At 59.8% G+C, this 16810-nt stretch carries 15 protein-coding genes; 4 read left to right on the plus strand and 11 right to left on the minus strand.

From position 1 onward, the window contains the following. From FY152_18580 to FY152_18600, 5 genes are all read right to left on the minus strand, one after another. Nucleotides 1-882: a dihydrodipicolinate synthase family protein gene (locus FY152_18580; GenBank protein ID UXS34155.1), complete on the minus strand. Its 882-nt coding sequence runs from the start codon at nt 880-882 to the stop codon at nt 1-3. Then, entirely contained in the window at nt 879-2522 is a 1644-nt protein-coding gene (locus FY152_18585; GenBank protein UXS34156.1) for an ABC transporter ATP-binding protein, read from the minus strand. Before FY152_18585 ends, FY152_18580 begins: the two co-directional genes overlap by 4 nt. Further along, nucleotides 2515-3438 (minus strand): ABC transporter permease, encoded by a 924-nt coding sequence (locus FY152_18590; GenBank protein ID UXS34157.1) that lies wholly within the window; start codon nt 3436-3438, stop codon nt 2515-2517. Before FY152_18590 ends, FY152_18585 begins: the two co-directional genes overlap by 8 nt. Before the next feature lie 15 nt (nt 3439-3453). Then, a complete protein-coding gene (locus FY152_18595; GenBank protein UXS34158.1) occupies nt 3454-4368 on the minus strand; it encodes an ABC transporter permease in 915 nt (304 codons plus the stop codon). A gap of 76 nt (nt 4369-4444) precedes the next feature. Further along, nucleotides 4445-5953, minus strand: a complete 1509-nt coding sequence (locus tag FY152_18600) for a peptide ABC transporter substrate-binding protein (protein ID UXS34159.1) — start codon at nt 5951-5953, stop codon at nt 4445-4447. Between the two features lie 323 nt (nt 5954-6276). Here FY152_18600 and FY152_18605 point away from each other — a divergent pair, with 323 nt between their 5' ends. The 3 genes from FY152_18605 to FY152_18615 are packed head-to-tail and all read left to right on the plus strand — an operon-like array spanning nt 6277 to nt 9550. Next, nucleotides 6277-7473 (plus strand): glycosyl hydrolase, encoded by a 1197-nt coding sequence (locus FY152_18605; GenBank protein UXS34160.1) that lies wholly within the window; start codon nt 6277-6279, stop codon nt 7471-7473. Further along, entirely contained in the window at nt 7470-8426 is a 957-nt protein-coding gene (pdxA, locus tag FY152_18610) for a 4-hydroxythreonine-4-phosphate dehydrogenase PdxA (GenBank protein ID UXS34161.1), read from the plus strand. Before FY152_18605 ends, pdxA begins: the two co-directional genes overlap by 4 nt. Then, entirely contained in the window at nt 8423-9550 is a 1128-nt protein-coding gene (locus FY152_18615; GenBank protein UXS34162.1) for an iron-containing alcohol dehydrogenase, read from the plus strand. The genes pdxA and FY152_18615 overlap by 4 nt, the downstream gene beginning before the upstream one ends. A 47-nt stretch (nt 9551-9597) precedes the next feature. Here FY152_18615 and FY152_18620 read toward each other — a convergent pair whose 3' ends face one another. From FY152_18620 to FY152_18635, 4 genes are all read right to left on the minus strand, one after another. After that, on the minus strand, nt 9598-10305 hold the full coding sequence (locus FY152_18620; protein UXS35109.1) for a FadR family transcriptional regulator: 708 nt from the start codon (nt 10303-10305) through the stop codon (nt 9598-9600). A gap of 4 nt (nt 10306-10309) precedes the next feature. Beyond that, on the minus strand, nt 10310-11350 hold the full coding sequence (locus tag FY152_18625) for a four-carbon acid sugar kinase family protein (protein ID UXS34163.1): 1041 nt from the start codon (nt 11348-11350) through the stop codon (nt 10310-10312). Between the two features lie 197 nt (nt 11351-11547). Further along, entirely contained in the window at nt 11548-13791 is a 2244-nt protein-coding gene (locus FY152_18630) for a polysaccharide deacetylase family protein (GenBank protein ID UXS34164.1), read from the minus strand. A gap of 168 nt (nt 13792-13959) precedes the next feature. Further along, nucleotides 13960-14349, minus strand: a complete 390-nt coding sequence (locus FY152_18635; protein UXS34165.1) for an acyl-CoA thioesterase — start codon at nt 14347-14349, stop codon at nt 13960-13962. A gap of 174 nt (nt 14350-14523) precedes the next feature. Between FY152_18635 and FY152_18640 the strand changes: the two genes are divergently transcribed. After that, the gene (locus FY152_18640; GenBank protein UXS34166.1) at nt 14524-14718 is read left to right on the plus strand and encodes a hypothetical protein; all 195 of its coding nucleotides are present in this window, start codon (nt 14524-14526) and stop codon (nt 14716-14718) included. 27 nt (nt 14719-14745) lie between these two features. Here FY152_18640 and FY152_18645 read toward each other — a convergent pair whose 3' ends face one another. Then, nucleotides 14746-16554 carry an ABC transporter ATP-binding protein/permease gene (locus FY152_18645; GenBank protein ID UXS34167.1) on the minus strand — a complete coding sequence of 603 codons (1809 nt, stop codon included), beginning with the start codon at nt 16552-16554 and terminating at the stop codon, nt 14746-14748. Next, the gene (locus FY152_18650) at nt 16539-16775 is read right to left on the minus strand and encodes a hypothetical protein (protein ID UXS34168.1); all 237 of its coding nucleotides are present in this window, start codon (nt 16773-16775) and stop codon (nt 16539-16541) included. The genes FY152_18645 and FY152_18650 overlap by 16 nt, the downstream gene beginning before the upstream one ends. Nucleotides 16776-16810 lie beyond the last annotated feature (35 nt).

Consider the following 16810-nt stretch of genomic DNA (forward strand, 5'->3'; position numbering starts at 1 on the left):
TCAGATCCGTTGATAACGCCGCAGGATTTCCAGGATTTTTTCATCCTGCGCTTTATCCGGCAGAAGGGCAGGTTGGCGGCTGGCGCCGACGGATGGGTCCTGGAGATAAAGCGAGCGTTTGACCATGGCCGGTGCGAAGCCGAGGGTATAGAGATCGGTGCGGAAGTCGGCGTAGATTGCCTGCTGGCGTTCGGCCTCGGTGATGTCACCGGCGTTGAAAGCATTGAGAATGCCGGCCAGCACATCCGGCAGCGCGTTGCCAAGGCCGGAAATGCAGCCTGCGGCACCGTTCTGCAACGACCAGAGAACGAGGTGATCCGGGCCGGAATAAACCTCGAAACCGGGCATCTCCTTTGCCACCTGAAGATAGGCTTCGAGCGTCTGCTGCGCGCCGCCGGAATCCTTGATGCCGGCGATATTGCCGTGGGTGGCGAGTTTGCGGGCGGTTTCCGGCTCTATGTGGTTCTGGGTGCGGGCGGGAATGTCATAGAGATAGACCGGTGTTTCAATGGCGTCGGCCACCGTCGAGAAATGGCGGATCAAGCCGTCCTGCGTGCAGGCGATGAAGAAGGGCGTGATGACGGCGATACCGTTGACGCCGATACGGTCGAAGGCTTTGGCAAGTTGCAGGGTTTCGAAAGTGGCGGGCATGCCGGCATTCACGATGACCTTGGCACGGCCTGCAACTTCATCCACCACCTCTTCCGTCAGCCGGATTTTTTCCGCATGCGTCAGCGCGGTAAAATCGCCATTGGTGCCGGCGCACATGATGTTGTTGCCGGCCGCCACCTGGCGGCGCACCTGTGCGCGGGTCGCTTCGTAATTGATGGTTTCGTCCTCGTTGAAACAGGTGACGAGCGCGACGAAAGCTTGTTTGCTCATGAAAGAACTCCGCTTGAATTTCCGATGGCGTTGCCGGCGACGGCCGGATGACGCTGAGATTGCATATCGGGGTCGGGATCGAGGCTCGCGGATAGAAGGGCACGGGTATAGGCCTCGCGCGGCGCTTCGAACACCTGTCGGACGGTGCCGAACTCCACAACCTCTCCACGTTGCATGACCATGACGTGATCGGCAAAATCCCGAACCACCGGCAAATCATGCGCGATGAAGATGAAGGAGAGGCCCATTTCGCGGCGCAGCTTGTCCAGCAGTGCGATAACCTGCGCCTGAACCGAAACGTCGAGCGCCGAGACCGCCTCGTCGCAGATGATGAGCTTCGGTTCCAGCGCCAATGCGCGGGCGATCGCGATCCGCTGCCGCTGGCCGCCGGAGAACTGGTGCGGATAACGACGCATATGTTCCGGTGAGAGACCCACCTGATGCAGCAATTCGGCAACCCGCTCACGCCATCTTGCTCTGGGCAATATCTCCGGATGGATGATCCAGGCCTCGGAAATCAGCTGGAACACCGTCATGCGAGGATTGAGCGACTGGGTGGGGTCCTGAAACACCATCTGCAAATCGCGCCGGAGCGCAAAGAGTTCGGCAGGCGGAAGCTTGAAGAGGTCGCGCCCCTTCCACAAGGCGCTGCCCGCATCCGGCTCATCCAGCCGCAAGAGAATACGCGCCAGCGTCGACTTACCGGAACCGCTTTCGCCGACGACCGCGATGGTTTCGCCTTCCATGAGGTCGAAGGAAACGCCCTTCAGCGCCTCGAAGGCGCCGTAACGCTTGCGCACATCACGCACGCTGAGCAGCGCTTCGCCCGCCGCCTGCGGCTCGTGCATGTCGCCCCTGCCGGGTGCGGCGCTGATGAGCTTGCGGGTATAGGGGTGCTGCGGATTGCGATAGACCTCGCGAACCGTGCCGGCCTCGACCAGAACGCCCTTTTCCATCACTACGACGCGATCGGCGATTTCGGCGACGACGCCGAGATCGTGGGTGATGATGAGCACGGCCATGCCGGTTTCCCGCTGCAATTCCTTGAGCAGCGAAAGCACCTCGGCCTGCACCGTCACGTCAAGCGCGGTGGTCGGTTCATCCGCGATCAGGAGGTCGGGCCGAAGCGCCAACGCCATGGCGATCATGACGCGCTGGCGCTGGCCGCCGGAAAATTCATGCGGATATTTCTTCAAGGCCCCGTCCGGGTCGGGAATGCCGACGCGGGCGACAAGCCGCCTCGCCTCCGCTTCGGCCTTTGCCTTGTCCATGCCGTGGGTGGTCATCGCCTCACGGATCTGCCAGCCGACGGTATAGACCGGATTGAGATGGCTGAGCGGATCCTGAAAGATCATGGCGATACGCCGGCCGTTGATCTCGCGGCGCGCTTCGGCCGGCATGGTCAGAAGGTCCTGGCCGTCGAGCAATATCTGACCGCCGCTGATATGCCCGGGCGGCATGTCGATGAGGTTCATGATGGCCGAGGACGATACCGACTTGCCCGAACCGCTTTCGCCGAGGATGGCCAGCGTTTCGCCACGGTCGATATGGTAGGAGACATCCTTCACCGCATGGACGACACCGCTTGCGGTGTGGAACTCCACGGAAAGGTTGCGCACGTCGAGAAGATGGTCAGCCATGCTTGCGGCCTTTCATTTCCAGCCGCCAGCGCTGCACGGGATCAAGCGCGATGCGCAGCCAGTTGGAAAGCAGGTTGAGCGACAGGGTGGTAAGGATGATGGCAAGTCCCGGCCAGAAGGACAGCCACCAGGCATTGGTGAGATATTGCCGCCCCTGCGAAATCATCAGGCCCCAGGTGATTTCCGGCGGTTGAATGCCGATGCCGAGGAAGGACAACGCGCTTTCCGCCAGCATCACATAGGCGAAATCGAGCGTGGCAAGCGTCGTCAGCGTCGGCAACACGACGGGCAGGATGTGGCGGAACAGGATGCGTTTGCCCGATGCGCCCATGACCCTAGCCGCCTGCACGAACATGCGCTCGCGCACTTCCAGCACCTCCGCCCTCGTGGTGCGGATGTAAACGGGAATGCGGGTGATGGCGAGAACCAGCATCAGGTTGAGGATGGAGGAGCCGAGCAGATAAAGCACGATGACCGCGATCAGCAGCGACGGGAACGACATGATCACATCGGCGAGCCGCATGATGATCTGGCCGACACGGTTGGAGGAAAAACCGGCGATCAGCCCGAGCACGGTGCCAGTGATGGCGGAAAGAAGCACCGCGCCGGCCGCGATCATCATCGTATTTTGCGTGGCGGCGACAATGCGCGCGAGAAGCGAACGGCCGAGCGCATCCGCTCCCAACCAGAAATACCACTCGCGCTGCCAGTCGAACGGGGCGAGGTTGCGCCCGCGCAGGTTCTGTTTCGTCGCCAGATCGCCAAGCCATGCCGGGCCGACAAAAGCGAGGATAACGACGATGATGAGAAAGATCGCGGCGCAGAGCGCGAATTTATCCGCCCACAACATGCGCAGCATGCGTGTTGCGAAGGAAGGCTCGGCGATGATCTCGGTGTCGGCGCTGGAAAGGCTCATGGCTGAACGGCCTCCTCAGTGCCGGATACGCGGATCGAGGAGCGCATAGGCGATATCGATCAGAAGATTCATCAGGAAGATCGCCAGCGCGGTCACGAGAATGGCGGCCAGCACGACGTTGAAATCGCGCTGAAGAATGGAATCGATCATCAGCTTGCCGACACCGGGAAAACCGAAAATCGTTTCGACGATGACGGCGCCGTTGAGAAGGCTTGCCGCCTGGTCGCCAATGACGGTGATGACCGGCAGCATGGCGTTTCGCAAGGCGTGAATAAAGATGATCGGACCCGACTTCACGCCCTTGGCGCGCGCCGTTTTGACATAGGCCGAGGACAAAGCGCCGATCATCGAGCCGCGCACCACCTGTACGATAATGCCGAAGGGGCGCACGAACAGGACCGCAATCGGCAATATCCAGTGCAGCACGGAGCCCGTGCCCGACGTGGGCAGCCAGGCGAGATTGACGGAGAATACGACGATAGCGACAATCGCCAGCCAGAAATCCGGAACGGATGCACCGATGAGCGAGATGCTCGAGGCCATGCGGTCGAAGAAGCCGCCGGAGCGGAAAGCCGCAAGCGAACCGACAACGATGGCGGCGGTGGTGACGAGCGACATGGTGATGACCGCAAGCCACAGCGTCCAGACGAAAGCCTCCAGCACCACATCCAGCGCCGGGCGGGCTTTCCTGAGCGATTCGCCGAGGTCACCCGTCATCACATCGCCCGCATAACGCAGGAACTGCACCATCAGCGGATCGTTCAGCCCGTGCAGCGCCCGGAACTGCTGCTTCAACTCTTCCGAAGCTTCCACCGGCAGAAACAGTGCGGCCGGGTCTCCCGTCAGGCGGGACAGGAAGAAAACCATGACGATGAGGCCGATCAGAGAGATCAGGCTCGCAACGGAACGTTTTCGGATGAAGCTCAGCATGGTTGCCTCCGGTTTTTCAATGCGGCGGCGAAGCTTTCGCCGCGCCGCCGCTTCTCAATTGACAAGACGCGGGGTCTTATTTGATGCCGATTTCCGAAAGCTGCAGCATCGAGTTGGTGGCGATGGTGGGCTTGAAGTCCAGCCGCTCCGAGACGCGGGAGAAGCCGACCATGTGGAACAGCAGCACATCCGCCACCACATCGTCGTGCAGATAGGCGATGAGTTCCGACCAGAGCTTGGCGCGCTCGTCACCCACGGCTGCGGATGCACGTTCGATCAGATCGTCCACCTTCTTGTCCGAGAAGCCCGACTGCGTGCCCTTGGTGGCATATTTGAAGAACATGGTGAAGGACGGGTCGCCCTTGGAATTATCGTGCATGGCGGCTACGATCTGCGGTCCACGGCCTTCCTTGAAGGGCTTGGAGTAATAGCTTTCGTGCTCGGCCACTTCCACGAATTTCAGGTCGATCTTGAAGCCGACATCCTGCAATTGCTGCTGGATCGCCTCCATGATCTCGGTGACGTTGGGGAAATTCGCGGTGCGCGCGATGATGGTGATCGGCGTATCCACCTTCACACCGGCAGCCTTTGCTTCCTCAAGCAGCTTCTTTGCGCCCTCGGGGTCATAGGGGAAGACCTTGACGTCGGGGTTCCAGCCAAGCGTGGTCGGCGGAACGAGCGCGGTGGCCAGCACGGCACCCTCCGGAACAAGCGTGCCGAGGAAGGCCTGCCGGTCGATGGCAAGGTTGAGTGCGCGGCGCACCCGCACATCGTTCAGCGGCGCAATATTGTGATCGAGACGCATATAGACCGTCTCGCTGTCGAGATAGGAAAAGTCGGTTTTCGTATTGGTAGCGTCGAGCTGCGAAATGGAAGGTGAAAGATCGGCTTCACCGGTCTGCACCATGGCGGCGCGAACCGAAGGATCGGCGCGGAAAAGATAGGTCGCTTCCGTCACCTGCGGCTTGGCGCCCCAATAATCGTCGCGTGCTGTGAGGACAATCTGCTGGCCCGGTGTCCAGTTGGTCAGCTTGTAAGGCCCGGTGCCAACAGGCTCGCGGATGAATTCCATCTTGGTTTCTTCGGGAACGATGGTGACAAGCGACATCAAGAGCGGCAGAATGGGCTGCGCCGGGTCGGTCTTGAAGTCGATCGTGTGATCATCAACGATCGACGGGGTCACCGTCATGCCGCCGAAATAACGACGGGATTCGCAGGCGTTCTTGTCGCTCATGATGCGTTCGAAGCTGTGCTTGACGTCCTTGGCATCGAATGCCGTGCCATCGGAAAACTTCACGCCTTCACGCAGGTGGAAACGCCAGCTGCCATCGGCATTCTGCTCCCACTTCTCGGCAAGGCGCGGCTGAACACCCTTCTTGCCGCGCACATCAAGCTCGGTCAGCGTCTCGCTGACATTTTCCATGATAATGCGGCCGATATTGGAGCGGGTCGCCATGCAGGGTTCAAGCAGATCAGCTTCTTCCGCCAGCACGATCTTGATCGGCCCCGATGCCGCAAGCGCCGGCGAAACCGCGGCGCTGAGGGAACCCAAGACAAGGGCGCCCGCAATCAATGACTTCTTCATTCCGTTCTCCTCCCAGATTCAGAAATTCAGCAACATGGCGGCGCGCCGCAAGGGGCATCTGAAAAATCCCCGTCTCCTGTATTGAGGAGCATGACATGCGGATGATTGTCTCCTCCACCCGTGAGCAGAGCATCGACGTTATCGCATTTTTTGTCAATTTATTTTTCGAATGCGATTTTTATTCAAGCCAAATCCATTAATTTTATTATTTAAAAACAATTATTTAATTCAGAAAATCAAAAATACAGGATCCTTTCTTTTCATCAAATAAACTTGACAACTTTTTGAATATGTCATTTTCATCGAGACAAGAGGAGACCACGATGACCCCTGACGACATCGCTCAAGCCATGACCGGAGCCATCCATGCCGTGTCGCAAAACCGGCAGGAAGCGTTCCTGCCGTCACCCATGATCCAGAACCATGCGAGCTTCCTGCACCTTCTGGATGACGGCACCTTGCTCTGCGCCTGGTTCGGCGGCACGCTGGAAGGAAAATCGGATATTTCGATTTTCGCATCCGTGCTGACAGCGGGCGCAACCCGCTGGGGACCGCCGCAGCGCCTGAGCCACGACCCCGCCCATTCCGAACAGAACCCGGTCCTCTTCACTGCGCCGGATGGCGTTCTCTGGCTGTTTCACACAGCCCAACCCTCCGGCAATCAGGATGAATGCCGCATTCGCATGGCACGCATCCACCGCGATGCGACTGCACCGGAAAAGCTTATTTCCGACGAAGGACGTTTTCTCGATCTCCCGCAGGGCTGCTTCATCCGCGCGCCGCTTCGCATCCGCGATGACGGCGCCTGGCTGCTGCCGATCTTCCGCTGCGTCCAACGCCCCGGCCAGAAATGGAACGGCAGCCACGATACGGCAGCGCTCGGCATATCCACGGACAATGGCGCGACTTGGCAATTGCAGGAACTGGAGGAATCGACCGGCTGCGTGCATATGAGCCTGGTCGCGGTGACGGATGGCCACTACGCCGCCTTCTTCCGCCGCCGTCAGGCCGATTTCGTCTTTCGCACGGAAAGCGCCGATGGCGGCCGCTCGTGGTCAAAGCCGCAGCCGACCGATGTGCCCAACAATAATTCCTCCATTGCGATCATCAGGCTGAACGATGGCAGGCTGGCCATGATCTGCAACCCCGTCAACGCCGCGCAGTCGAGCGATCGCCGCGCCTCGCTTTATGACGAGCTAGGAGAAGAAGACGACAGGCCGGATGCCGATCCGAGCGGCGGCTGTGTGCCGGTCTGGGGCGTGCCGCGCGCGCCGGTTTCGATCCGCCTGTCCGACGATGGCGGGCGCAGTTTTACCACCCGGATCCTGATCGAAGACGGGCCGGGCACCTGCCTTTCGAACGATTCGACCGATGGACGCAATCTGGAAATGTCCTATCCGTGGCTTCTGGAAGCGCCGGACGGTACGCTGCATGCGAGCTACACCTATCATCGCCGCGCAATCAAATATGTCCGGCTGGCGCCCGGCTGGGCTAACAAGAACGACGGGAGACAAAGATGAGCAACATCATTGGCATCACCATGGGCGACCCCTGCGGTGTCGGCCCCGAGATCACGGTGCGGGCGCTCGCCGAAATGTCTGCCCCGGATCGCGTGGCGACGCGGATTTACGGCAACCTCACCACGCTGGAAGCGGCGCGGGATGCGCTCGGCGTTGATATCGATCTTTCTCAGCGCGTGGTCGACCTGCCCGTGGATGGCGCGCCGCTGCCCTGGGGTACATTGTCGCCAGTGGCCGGAGACGCCGCGTTCCGCTTTATCGAAAAGGCCGTTCGTGATGCCGAAGCGGGCGCAATCGGCTGCATCGTCACCGCGCCGATCAACAAGGAAGCCTTGAACCTCGCCGGTCATCATTATGACGGGCACACCGGCATGTTGCGAAGCCTCACCGGCTCCTCGGCCGCCTATATGCTGCTCGCCTCCGAACGGCTGAAGGTCATTCACGTTTCCACTCATGTCTCCCTGCAGGAAGCCATTCGCCGCGCGACGACGGAGCGGGTGCTGGCGACCATCCGTGCCGGCAATGCGCATCTGAAGCGCATCGGTTACGAGCGGCCGCGCATCGCGGTTGCCGGCATCAATCCACATTGTGGTGAAAATGGCCTGTTCGGCACCGAGGATGACGACCAGATCGCACCGGCAGTCGCAGCCGCACGCGCCGAAGGCATCGAGGTGCAGGGACCGATTTCCGCCGATACCGTTTTCCATCGGGCTTATTCCGGCGCTTTCGATCTCGTCGTCGCGCAATATCACGATCAGGGCCATATCCCGATCAAGCTTGTCGCTTTCGACACCGCCGTCAATGTCTCGGTCGATCTGCCGATAGACCGCACCTCCGTCGATCACGGCACGGCTTTCGATATCGCCGGCAAGGGCATCGCCGATCACGGCAACATGAAAGAGGCGATCGCCTATGCGCGCAGGCTCGTGGCGGGCAAGGAGCGGAAGGAATGAGCATCATGTCGACAGCTCCCATTCTCATCCACCAGCCACGACGGCTCGCCGTTGGCGCTGGCACCATTTCACAGGTCGGCACCTGGGCGGGAAAAACCGCATCGACCCTGATTATCGCCACACCGTTGACGGCAAAATTTGCCGAACGGCTGCAATTGCAGGGCCCTTTCACGATCTTCGACGCCATTCCCGGCGAGCCCGACACCGCAACGCTCGATGCCGCCCTTGCCGCGGCGCGCGCTGCCCAACCCGATCTCGTCATCGGCCTCGGTGGCGGTTCCGTAATGGATGTGGCGAAGCTGGTCGCCGCCCTCTGGAATTCCAGCCAGTCGCTTGAAGACGTGGCCGGACCGAACAGGGTTGCCGGGCGCGACACACGGCTGGTGCAGATCGCCACCACCGCCGGCACCGGCTCGGAGGCCGGCATCCGCTCGCTCATCACAGACCCGGTGAAAGGCAGCAAGATCGCGGTCGAAAGCCCTTATCTGATCGCGGATTTCGCCGTGCTTGATCCGGAACTCACCTATTCCGTGCCATCGGCCGTAACGGCGGCAACGGGGGTGGATGCCATGGCCCATTGCGTGGAAGCCTTCACCAACCGCAAGGCCCATCCGATGATCGACGGTTTCGCCCGCATGGGCTTTGCACTGGTCGGCAAATATCTGGCGCGCGCCGTTCGTGATGGCGCGGATACTGAGGCGCGGGAAGGCATGATGCTCGCTTCCTATTATGGCGGCATCTGCCTCGGCCCGGTCAATACGGCGGCCGGCCACGCCATCGCCTATCCGCTCGGCACGCTTCTCAACCTGCCGCATGGGCTGGCAAACGCCATCGTCTTTCCGCATGTTCTGGCCTTCAACCAGCCTTCGGTTTCGGCGAAGACGGCGGAAGTGGCGGGAGCGCTCGGGCTTCGCGAACATCTTTCACCTGATGATCTGCGCAAGGCGGCAACCGATTTCTGTGTCGGGCTCGGTATCGAAATGTCGCTCGCACGGCATGGCGCGACTGAGGCCGATCTTCCCCGCTACGCCGAGGATGCGCACGCCATCCGCCGGCTGATGGATAATAATCCGGTCGATATGAGCCTTGAAGACGTGCTCGGTATTTACCGCCGCGCTTTCTGAGCGGAAATCCGTTGCGCGCTCCCGCGCATCGGTCTGCGGCTGCTTCCTTAATCCGCGTGCGAAGATTCAAACAGGCGGTCACGCGATCCCGTCAGATGCTGAAGCATCAGCTGGCGGGCCGCCTCCGCATCCCCTTCCGCAATCGCCTTTGCAATCGCCTCGTGCTCGGCAAAAACACGGGCAAGGCCTGACGCCTCACGCTTCACCGACATGCCGTGGAACTTCATGCCCATGGCAATATGATCTTTCAGGGCCTCCATCGCGGTGGAGAAATAGCTGTTCCTTGCCGCCCGCGCGATGGCGAGGTGAAACTGATAGTCGGCATCCTCGCGGTGGGACTGGCGATTGGTGGCGTCCCGCATCAGCTCGAGCGCCTTTTTGATCGCTGCAAGCCTCTCGCCATCATGTCGCAGCGCCGCCGCCGCAGCGGCGGCAGGCTCCAGCGTCAGTCGAAATTCGTAACAGTTCAGAAGGTCTGCGACATTTTCCAATTGCCCGAAACCGAGTGGCTCGCGCAGGCCGAAGGCCCGGACATAGCTGCCGGAACCCCTGCGGGAATAGATAAACCCCTGCTCACGCAGCCGCCGCAGCGCCTCGCGAACAACCGGCCTCGAAACTTCGAATTCCATGGCCAGTTCATGTTCGGTCGGCAGCCGTTCATCCGGCTTATAGGCACCGGATTTGATCGCCCGATGCATTCTCTCGAAAATAATGTCCGGAAGTGCCTTGCGCGCCGTTTCTTTCATCAGCCCCATCTGGTCAGCTCTCTCCAGCGTCATTGTCGCCAAGCATCATTTTCGCGATCCGTTTCAACGTGTCAGCTTGCCCAAAACCGCCGGATTTCGCAATGATGCATTGGTCACCGGACCAGCCAACCCCAAGACCGGGCAGGCATTCGCCGGCAAGACGCAGACGCGAAATGCCCATGGCGCGCAACACGGCTTCGGCCGTGGCTCCGCCCGACAAAAGCAGCGTGGCAGCCCCGGCGGTAAAGAGTGGAACGACCCCCTGCCCCAGCCGTTCGGAAACGTCGAGCGGCGAAAGATCATCCGTTCCCTGCGTCGCCTGAATGAGCGTCAAACGGGAACCTGCCTGTGCCTGAGAAGGGACTGCGCCACCGGGCGCGTCGACAATAGACGCCAACCCTTCACCCTTCAGGACTTCAATCTGCCCGACGGTGATCGGATCTCGCGACCCGATGACAAAAAGCCCATTGCCCGAACGAATGGTTGCCGCTTCAGACGCCGCTCTTCCCGTCATCGTCTCGGCCAGCGCCTCGGCAAGCCCGCGCGCACCCACCAGGAGATCAACGCCTTCTGCCCGTCCGGCAACAAGAGCCTCACTCATCTCCGCCTTGGATCGGGTATCGGGTATTGTACAGCGGCCAGCATGCTGACCCAGCCTTTCACGGACCGGAATGGTGCCATCGACACCGAAACCGGACACCGCCCCATTAATGACAACGCGCGCGAAATCCGGAATGGCGGGAGCGACAAGCGCATGCCGATAGGAAATCGCATCCATTTCCGCCGCGATATGTCCCTTCAGGCGGGAATCGATCTTCTTGAACAAAACAATATCGGCCGGAACCAAGCCCAAAAGCTGCCGGGTGAGGCGGTACGCTTCATCGGCCTCTCCATCACGGCATCCCAGATTGACGCTGAGAACCTCCGGTGCATCCGCAAGCGCTGCGCAGACGCCATCAAGGCCGATAGCAACCTCGGTTGCAAGCCCGCGCCCGGCAAAGGGGGCAGCTGCGTCGAGCGCGCCGGTCAGATCGTCGGCAATAATCAACAGCACGGGCAAGGCCTTCAGAAAAGTTGTAATGTTTCTCTTCAAGAAATTTATTTATAATCAATAGATAACAACATGTGAATAACAAAAATAGGCGCTACTTGAATATTTGGATGAGGGCTGAATCTGGAACGGGCGAGCAGCCTCGGGCCGCACCATCATAAGCGGCGCCACGGGAAGACGTAGACGAGAGGGTTTCGTCGTTACAGGAAGCGGAAGGGCAGGCCGGAGATCAGCGCTTTGACAAATCGCTTTTTCTGAAAATGTCCGTTCAGCGATACGCGTGGCAGCAGCATCGGCTTTTCAAGACTATGTGGCCCCAGCACACCGGCCTGCGTGGTAACCGCCACGGAAAAACCCGCGTTAAACACCGCCTCCGCCTCACGCTCTCCGGCGGCCTTTGTCCAGCCATACGGATAGGAAAAGGACTGAGGCCGACGGCCAACATAGGCCTCCACCCGGTGCGTCGATTCCTCGATCTCGTCAGCAAGACGCGCCGCATCGATCCTGCGCATGTTCACATGCGTCATGGTGTGTGCGCCAAGGTGAGCCAGGGGATCATGCGACAGCGCCTTCAGTTCTGCCGCATCCATGACGAGTTCATCCACGATCGCGATGGGATCGATACCGTGTTGCCTCGCGACATGGTCAATCCGCTCCACCGCCTCATCCTCTGCTGTGGTCTGAACGAAATTTTCAAGACGTGTGAATGCTTCCGCTTTTTGCGAAAGGCTGGCGCACTTGACGTGTTCCGACCCGGACCCGAAATCAAAGTCAAACGACGTGACTTTTTGCGTCAGCGCAGCCGCGGATTCCCACCACACGCTACGCGTCCTCTCGACAAAACCCGGCGTGATGAAAATCGTATAGGGAACGCCGAATTTGCGGAAAACCGGAGCGGCATATTCCGCATTGTTGCGATAACCGTCGTCAAGCGTGAAGGCGCAAAACGCCCTCCTTTCGGAATTATCGGCAAGCAGGCCCGGCAGATCGTGCAGATGAACGGGAACCAGACCACATTCAAGGGCAGCCTCTATCGCCTCTTCCAGAAATTGCGGCGTGATCGACAAATGCGCATTGGGCGAAAAAGCTGATGTTTCTTCATGCGGGCGAACATGGTGCAGCGTGAAGATAACGCCACGCCCGGTAAAGGATGGAAAGGCCGAACGAACCGCGGGGAGGGAGCTCACCTCCAGTCCTGCCCGTATGGCCCCGTATTTCAGGGAGCGTTTCACCGACTTCAGCAGCATCCCTGCCGATTGCCGTGAATTCAGGCCGGGCAAAACCCGTTTTTTAATGACTCTCCAGACCGTGAGCGGCAGATCGATTAGGCCCGGCAAGGGGTCGTTGGTCGCAAAGGCAGCCCAGCTGCGGATTTTCCGCAAAGAGGCGAAATAGTCGCCGATACGCGTCTGACCACGCCGGTTCAACGTGAATGCCGCAACGGCATCCCGGACGAGATAGGACCAGGATACGCCTTGCCGCGCACGCACGGCCTGACCGGTCGACACATCATTGGCGACCTGCCACAGCAAGGCGCCAAGATCGATACCGGCTGCCGAACACAGGCCGAACCAGGACCACGGGCGCGGATTGACATCGAGAAGTTTCAGCGATCCGTCCCTGCCGTCCTGCTTGAATTCCACCTCGACCAACCCGCTGTGACCGGCCGACTTCAATATTTTCCGGGCCGCATCGATTGCATCGGCATTGTCGACAACCTCAACGCAAGTGCTGGTATAACCGAAATCGACGGGATATTGGCGCGTGCGCCGGGCGGTGAATTCGGCAACCGGCTCACCGTTCCGCCAGAGCGCCGCATAGGAAAACTGGCTTTCTCCTCCGCCGGGAATAAGCTCCTGCACCACGACATTGCCGGCGCCGATCTCGCCGCTCGCCTCGGTAAAGGCGGCTTTCAACGCCTGCCGGTCATCGGCGCGGATGACCTTTGCCCGCGAAATCACGGTGTCGCCGCCACCCATGTTCGGCTTCAGGATAACGGGAAATGTCATGTCCAGCGCATCGGCGTCATCGGCAGATGTCAGGGCATAGGTGCGGGGAAAGCTGACACCAAGTTCCGCCGCACGCCTGTAGAGCAGCGGTTTCTCACACAGCCATTTAAGGGCTGTCCAGTCCGGCAGGACGATTTTGTAAAGGGCGGAAAGCTCCTCGCGATGTTCCGCAACGAGCTGCACCTCACCGTCTCCCGAAGGCACCAGAAGCCACCCTCTAAGGTCATGCTTCGTGGCCATTTCACGCAAAAACGATATTGCTCCGGCATCGCGCGGACCTGACCAGCGGATCGTTTCGCGCACGAAGCGGGACCAGCCCGGCAGGGGTGAATCATGTGTGAGATAGTGCACAGGCACATTCAGGGCGCCAAGGCTGCGGGCAAGGGCAAGCGTGCCGTGAGCGCCCCCAACAATAACAACTCCTGGAATGGTCAAAGTCTGATCCCCGTCCTACTCCACACCTTGATCGCAAAAATTGTTAAATAAATTGGATATTTCTAAAGTATCGAGCGGCGGCAGATCGAATTGCGGGAACCGAAGCGCCTTGCTCTTTCAACCTGTTGCAAGCAAGCGCTCCGGAATGTGCTTCGCGCGGATGCCGCCTCACGCCTCTTTGCGGACGGCGCGCGGCTCACCATTGTCATCCACCGCAACCATGATGAAGACGGCTTCCGTCACCTTTTCCCGGGAATCCTGATAATGCCTGCGGGTCCAGGCCTCGATCTTGAGCGTGACGGAGGTACGCCCGACCTTTTCGATCCTGGTGTAGACGCATAATGTATCGCCGATCTTGACCGGCTTCTTGAAGACGATCTCATTGACCGCCACGGTGACGGTACGGCCGCCGGCCACATCATTGGCGCGGACGAAAGCGGCAAGGTCCATCTGCGACATCACCCAGCCGCCGAATATATCTCCGGCCGGATTGGCATCCGCCGGCATGGCAAGCGTTCTGAGCGTGAGTTCCATATCTGCGGGCGGTTGCTGGTCCATCTCTCAAAATCCTTTTCACAAACCTCCCGCCGCCGGACTTAAACAACCGCGCGCCATCAGCCAATAGCCGATTTTTCGCGGCAGCCCCTCCAAAACAGCAAGGAATCACAAGGCCATCGTAAGCTTCGGTTAACCATGATGGGGCACGATTCCAAAAAACGCGAGGGCGTGCAAATGGCCTATGACTGGAGTGGAAACAACGCGATACAGCAACGCTACGACCGCATCATTCTGGCGGTCGCCGGCGTCGTCGCCATCAGCCTTGCGACCGGTACCCTCTTCCTGCGCTCGCAGGAAGGGCCGGGCAACACCATAAGCCTTGCCAAACAACAGCGGCTCGATTCGGAAAAATGGCACTTGCGGCTCTGAGCCGACAAGACCTGTGATACCGCGCCCCTATTGCGGAGCGATATCCGGCTTCAACGGACTTTCTTTTGCAGGGGCATGGTCCAGATGGGCCACGGCCGGAGACAGAACCGACAGGAACGTCTCTGACCGGCCGATATAGACAATCGCCACACCCTCAATACCGTGTAAAACCTCCGCCAGCGTATCCTGCGTCTGTTTTTCCAGCCCTTCCAGCAAATCGTCGATGACGATGAATTTCGGTTTGAGCAACAGGGCATTGGCGATCCGGATGCTCGCCTGCTCATCCGAATCCAGTCTCTTGTCCCAGCGAATATTTTCGTCCAGACGGGGAGCCATCTCGCCAAGCCCGCATGCGGTGAGCGCCGCGACATAATCTTCCTCGGTGAACCGCTGGGGTGCACGCGGATAGGCGAGAATTTCGCGCAGCGTGCCGGTCGGCAGATAACCATGCTGGGCAATGAAAAGCGTATCGGATTGTTCGGGCATTTCTATCCTGCCCTGCCCCCACGGCCACAGGCCCGCCATGGCAGCAAACAGCAGCCGCCGGTTCACGCCCTGCTCGCCATTGATCATCAGGCGATCGCCGGGACCGATTTCAACCTCGCCCTCGCGCAGCCAGAAACCCCGCTCCAGATCCTGCCCTCCCGCATCGCGGCAGATAATGACCGACTGAAGGTGGATTTTTCCGTTGTCGGCGCTTCGTTGGAGATCGATCGCCAGCCCATGCTGTTCGACGCTGTCCATCTGGATCAGGGCGTTGCGAAACACCGAAACGCGCTGCAACGTGGCCTTCCAGCTGGCGATCGGCCCAAAATTGTCGATATACCAGCGAAGAGCCGTATTGACCTGGTTGAAAGCACCAACGGCCATCATCAGGCCGCCAAATGTCAGGTTTCCGGAAAAATAAACCGGTGCGGCGATGAGAATGGGCGCGACGACCGCCAACCAGCCGTAGCCGGAAGACACCCAGGTGAGATGGGTGAGCGCCATGGCCAATCCGCGGATCACGCCGAGTACCGCATCGATGTCGACGCCGATCCGCCGCCGCTCGTTTTTTTCGCCGCGCGCAAGCGTAATCGCCGCCAGATTCTCACTAGCGCGCATCAGGGAAAAGCGCAGTTCGGCCTCTTTTGAATAACGCTCTGCATTAAGCCCAACCAGACGGTAGCCGACAAGGTTGCTGAGCAGAGACGCCGAGCCCGCATACAGGATCGCCGCCCAGACCATGTATCCCGGAATGGGGACGAGATCGCCATTGATGGTGATGGAGAAACCCGCCGAAAGCGACCACAAAACGCCGATAAAGCTGATGAGCAGGATCGTCGCATTCACAAGGCCGATGGAAAGCGCCGTGCTGCTTTCCGCCAGATTGCGGACATCGTCATGCAGGCGCTGGTCCGGATTGATCGCAATGGTGCCGAAACCGGCAAGGCGCGCAGCGCGACCCGGTTTCAGCCATTGATCCACCATGTCCTTGGCAAGACCCTCGCGCATGTTCAGCGCCGTCATCTGGTTGAGCCAGGTCTGAATGACGTTGAGCAGCAGCAGCAGCCCGGCAATGATGGCGAAAACCTCAAGCTGGTGAAGGAAGGCGTCGAGATCGCGCCGCTCCAGCGCATTGTAAAACGGGGCGTTCCATTCATTCAGCCTGATCTGCCCATAGGCGGTGAGCAATATCACCGTCAAAAGGGCTATCGACAGCAATATCAGCCGGTTGCGCACGGGAGACGTCCAGAAGGCACGCCCCATCATGCGCAGCTGCGCAGGAAAATCGAGGTCGAAGCCCGAAAGGTTGGCCGCGCTCTTGCGCTGATCGTCGGTCACCGTGGTTGCCATTCATTCCATTCCGAAACGTCAGTCGGCAAAGAAAGCGGGCCGCGACCCTGCGTCTTGCGATGCCAAGCAATAACACGCCGTTGGACCTTGTCCACAATCCTGTCGAAATCCCCGCGGGTACGGTTGAAAAGCCCGGACAATTCTTTGTGCGGGCAAACATCGCGGCCTGTACCAACAATGCGATAGCCCCCGGAAATGATCCTTGCTTTCTTTTCCTGCATTGCACAAAATCCGAATAATTTCAGAGGGGCGGATA

The organism is Agrobacterium tumefaciens, from assembly GCA_025560025.1.
GTDB lineage: Bacteria > Pseudomonadota > Alphaproteobacteria > Rhizobiales > Rhizobiaceae > Agrobacterium.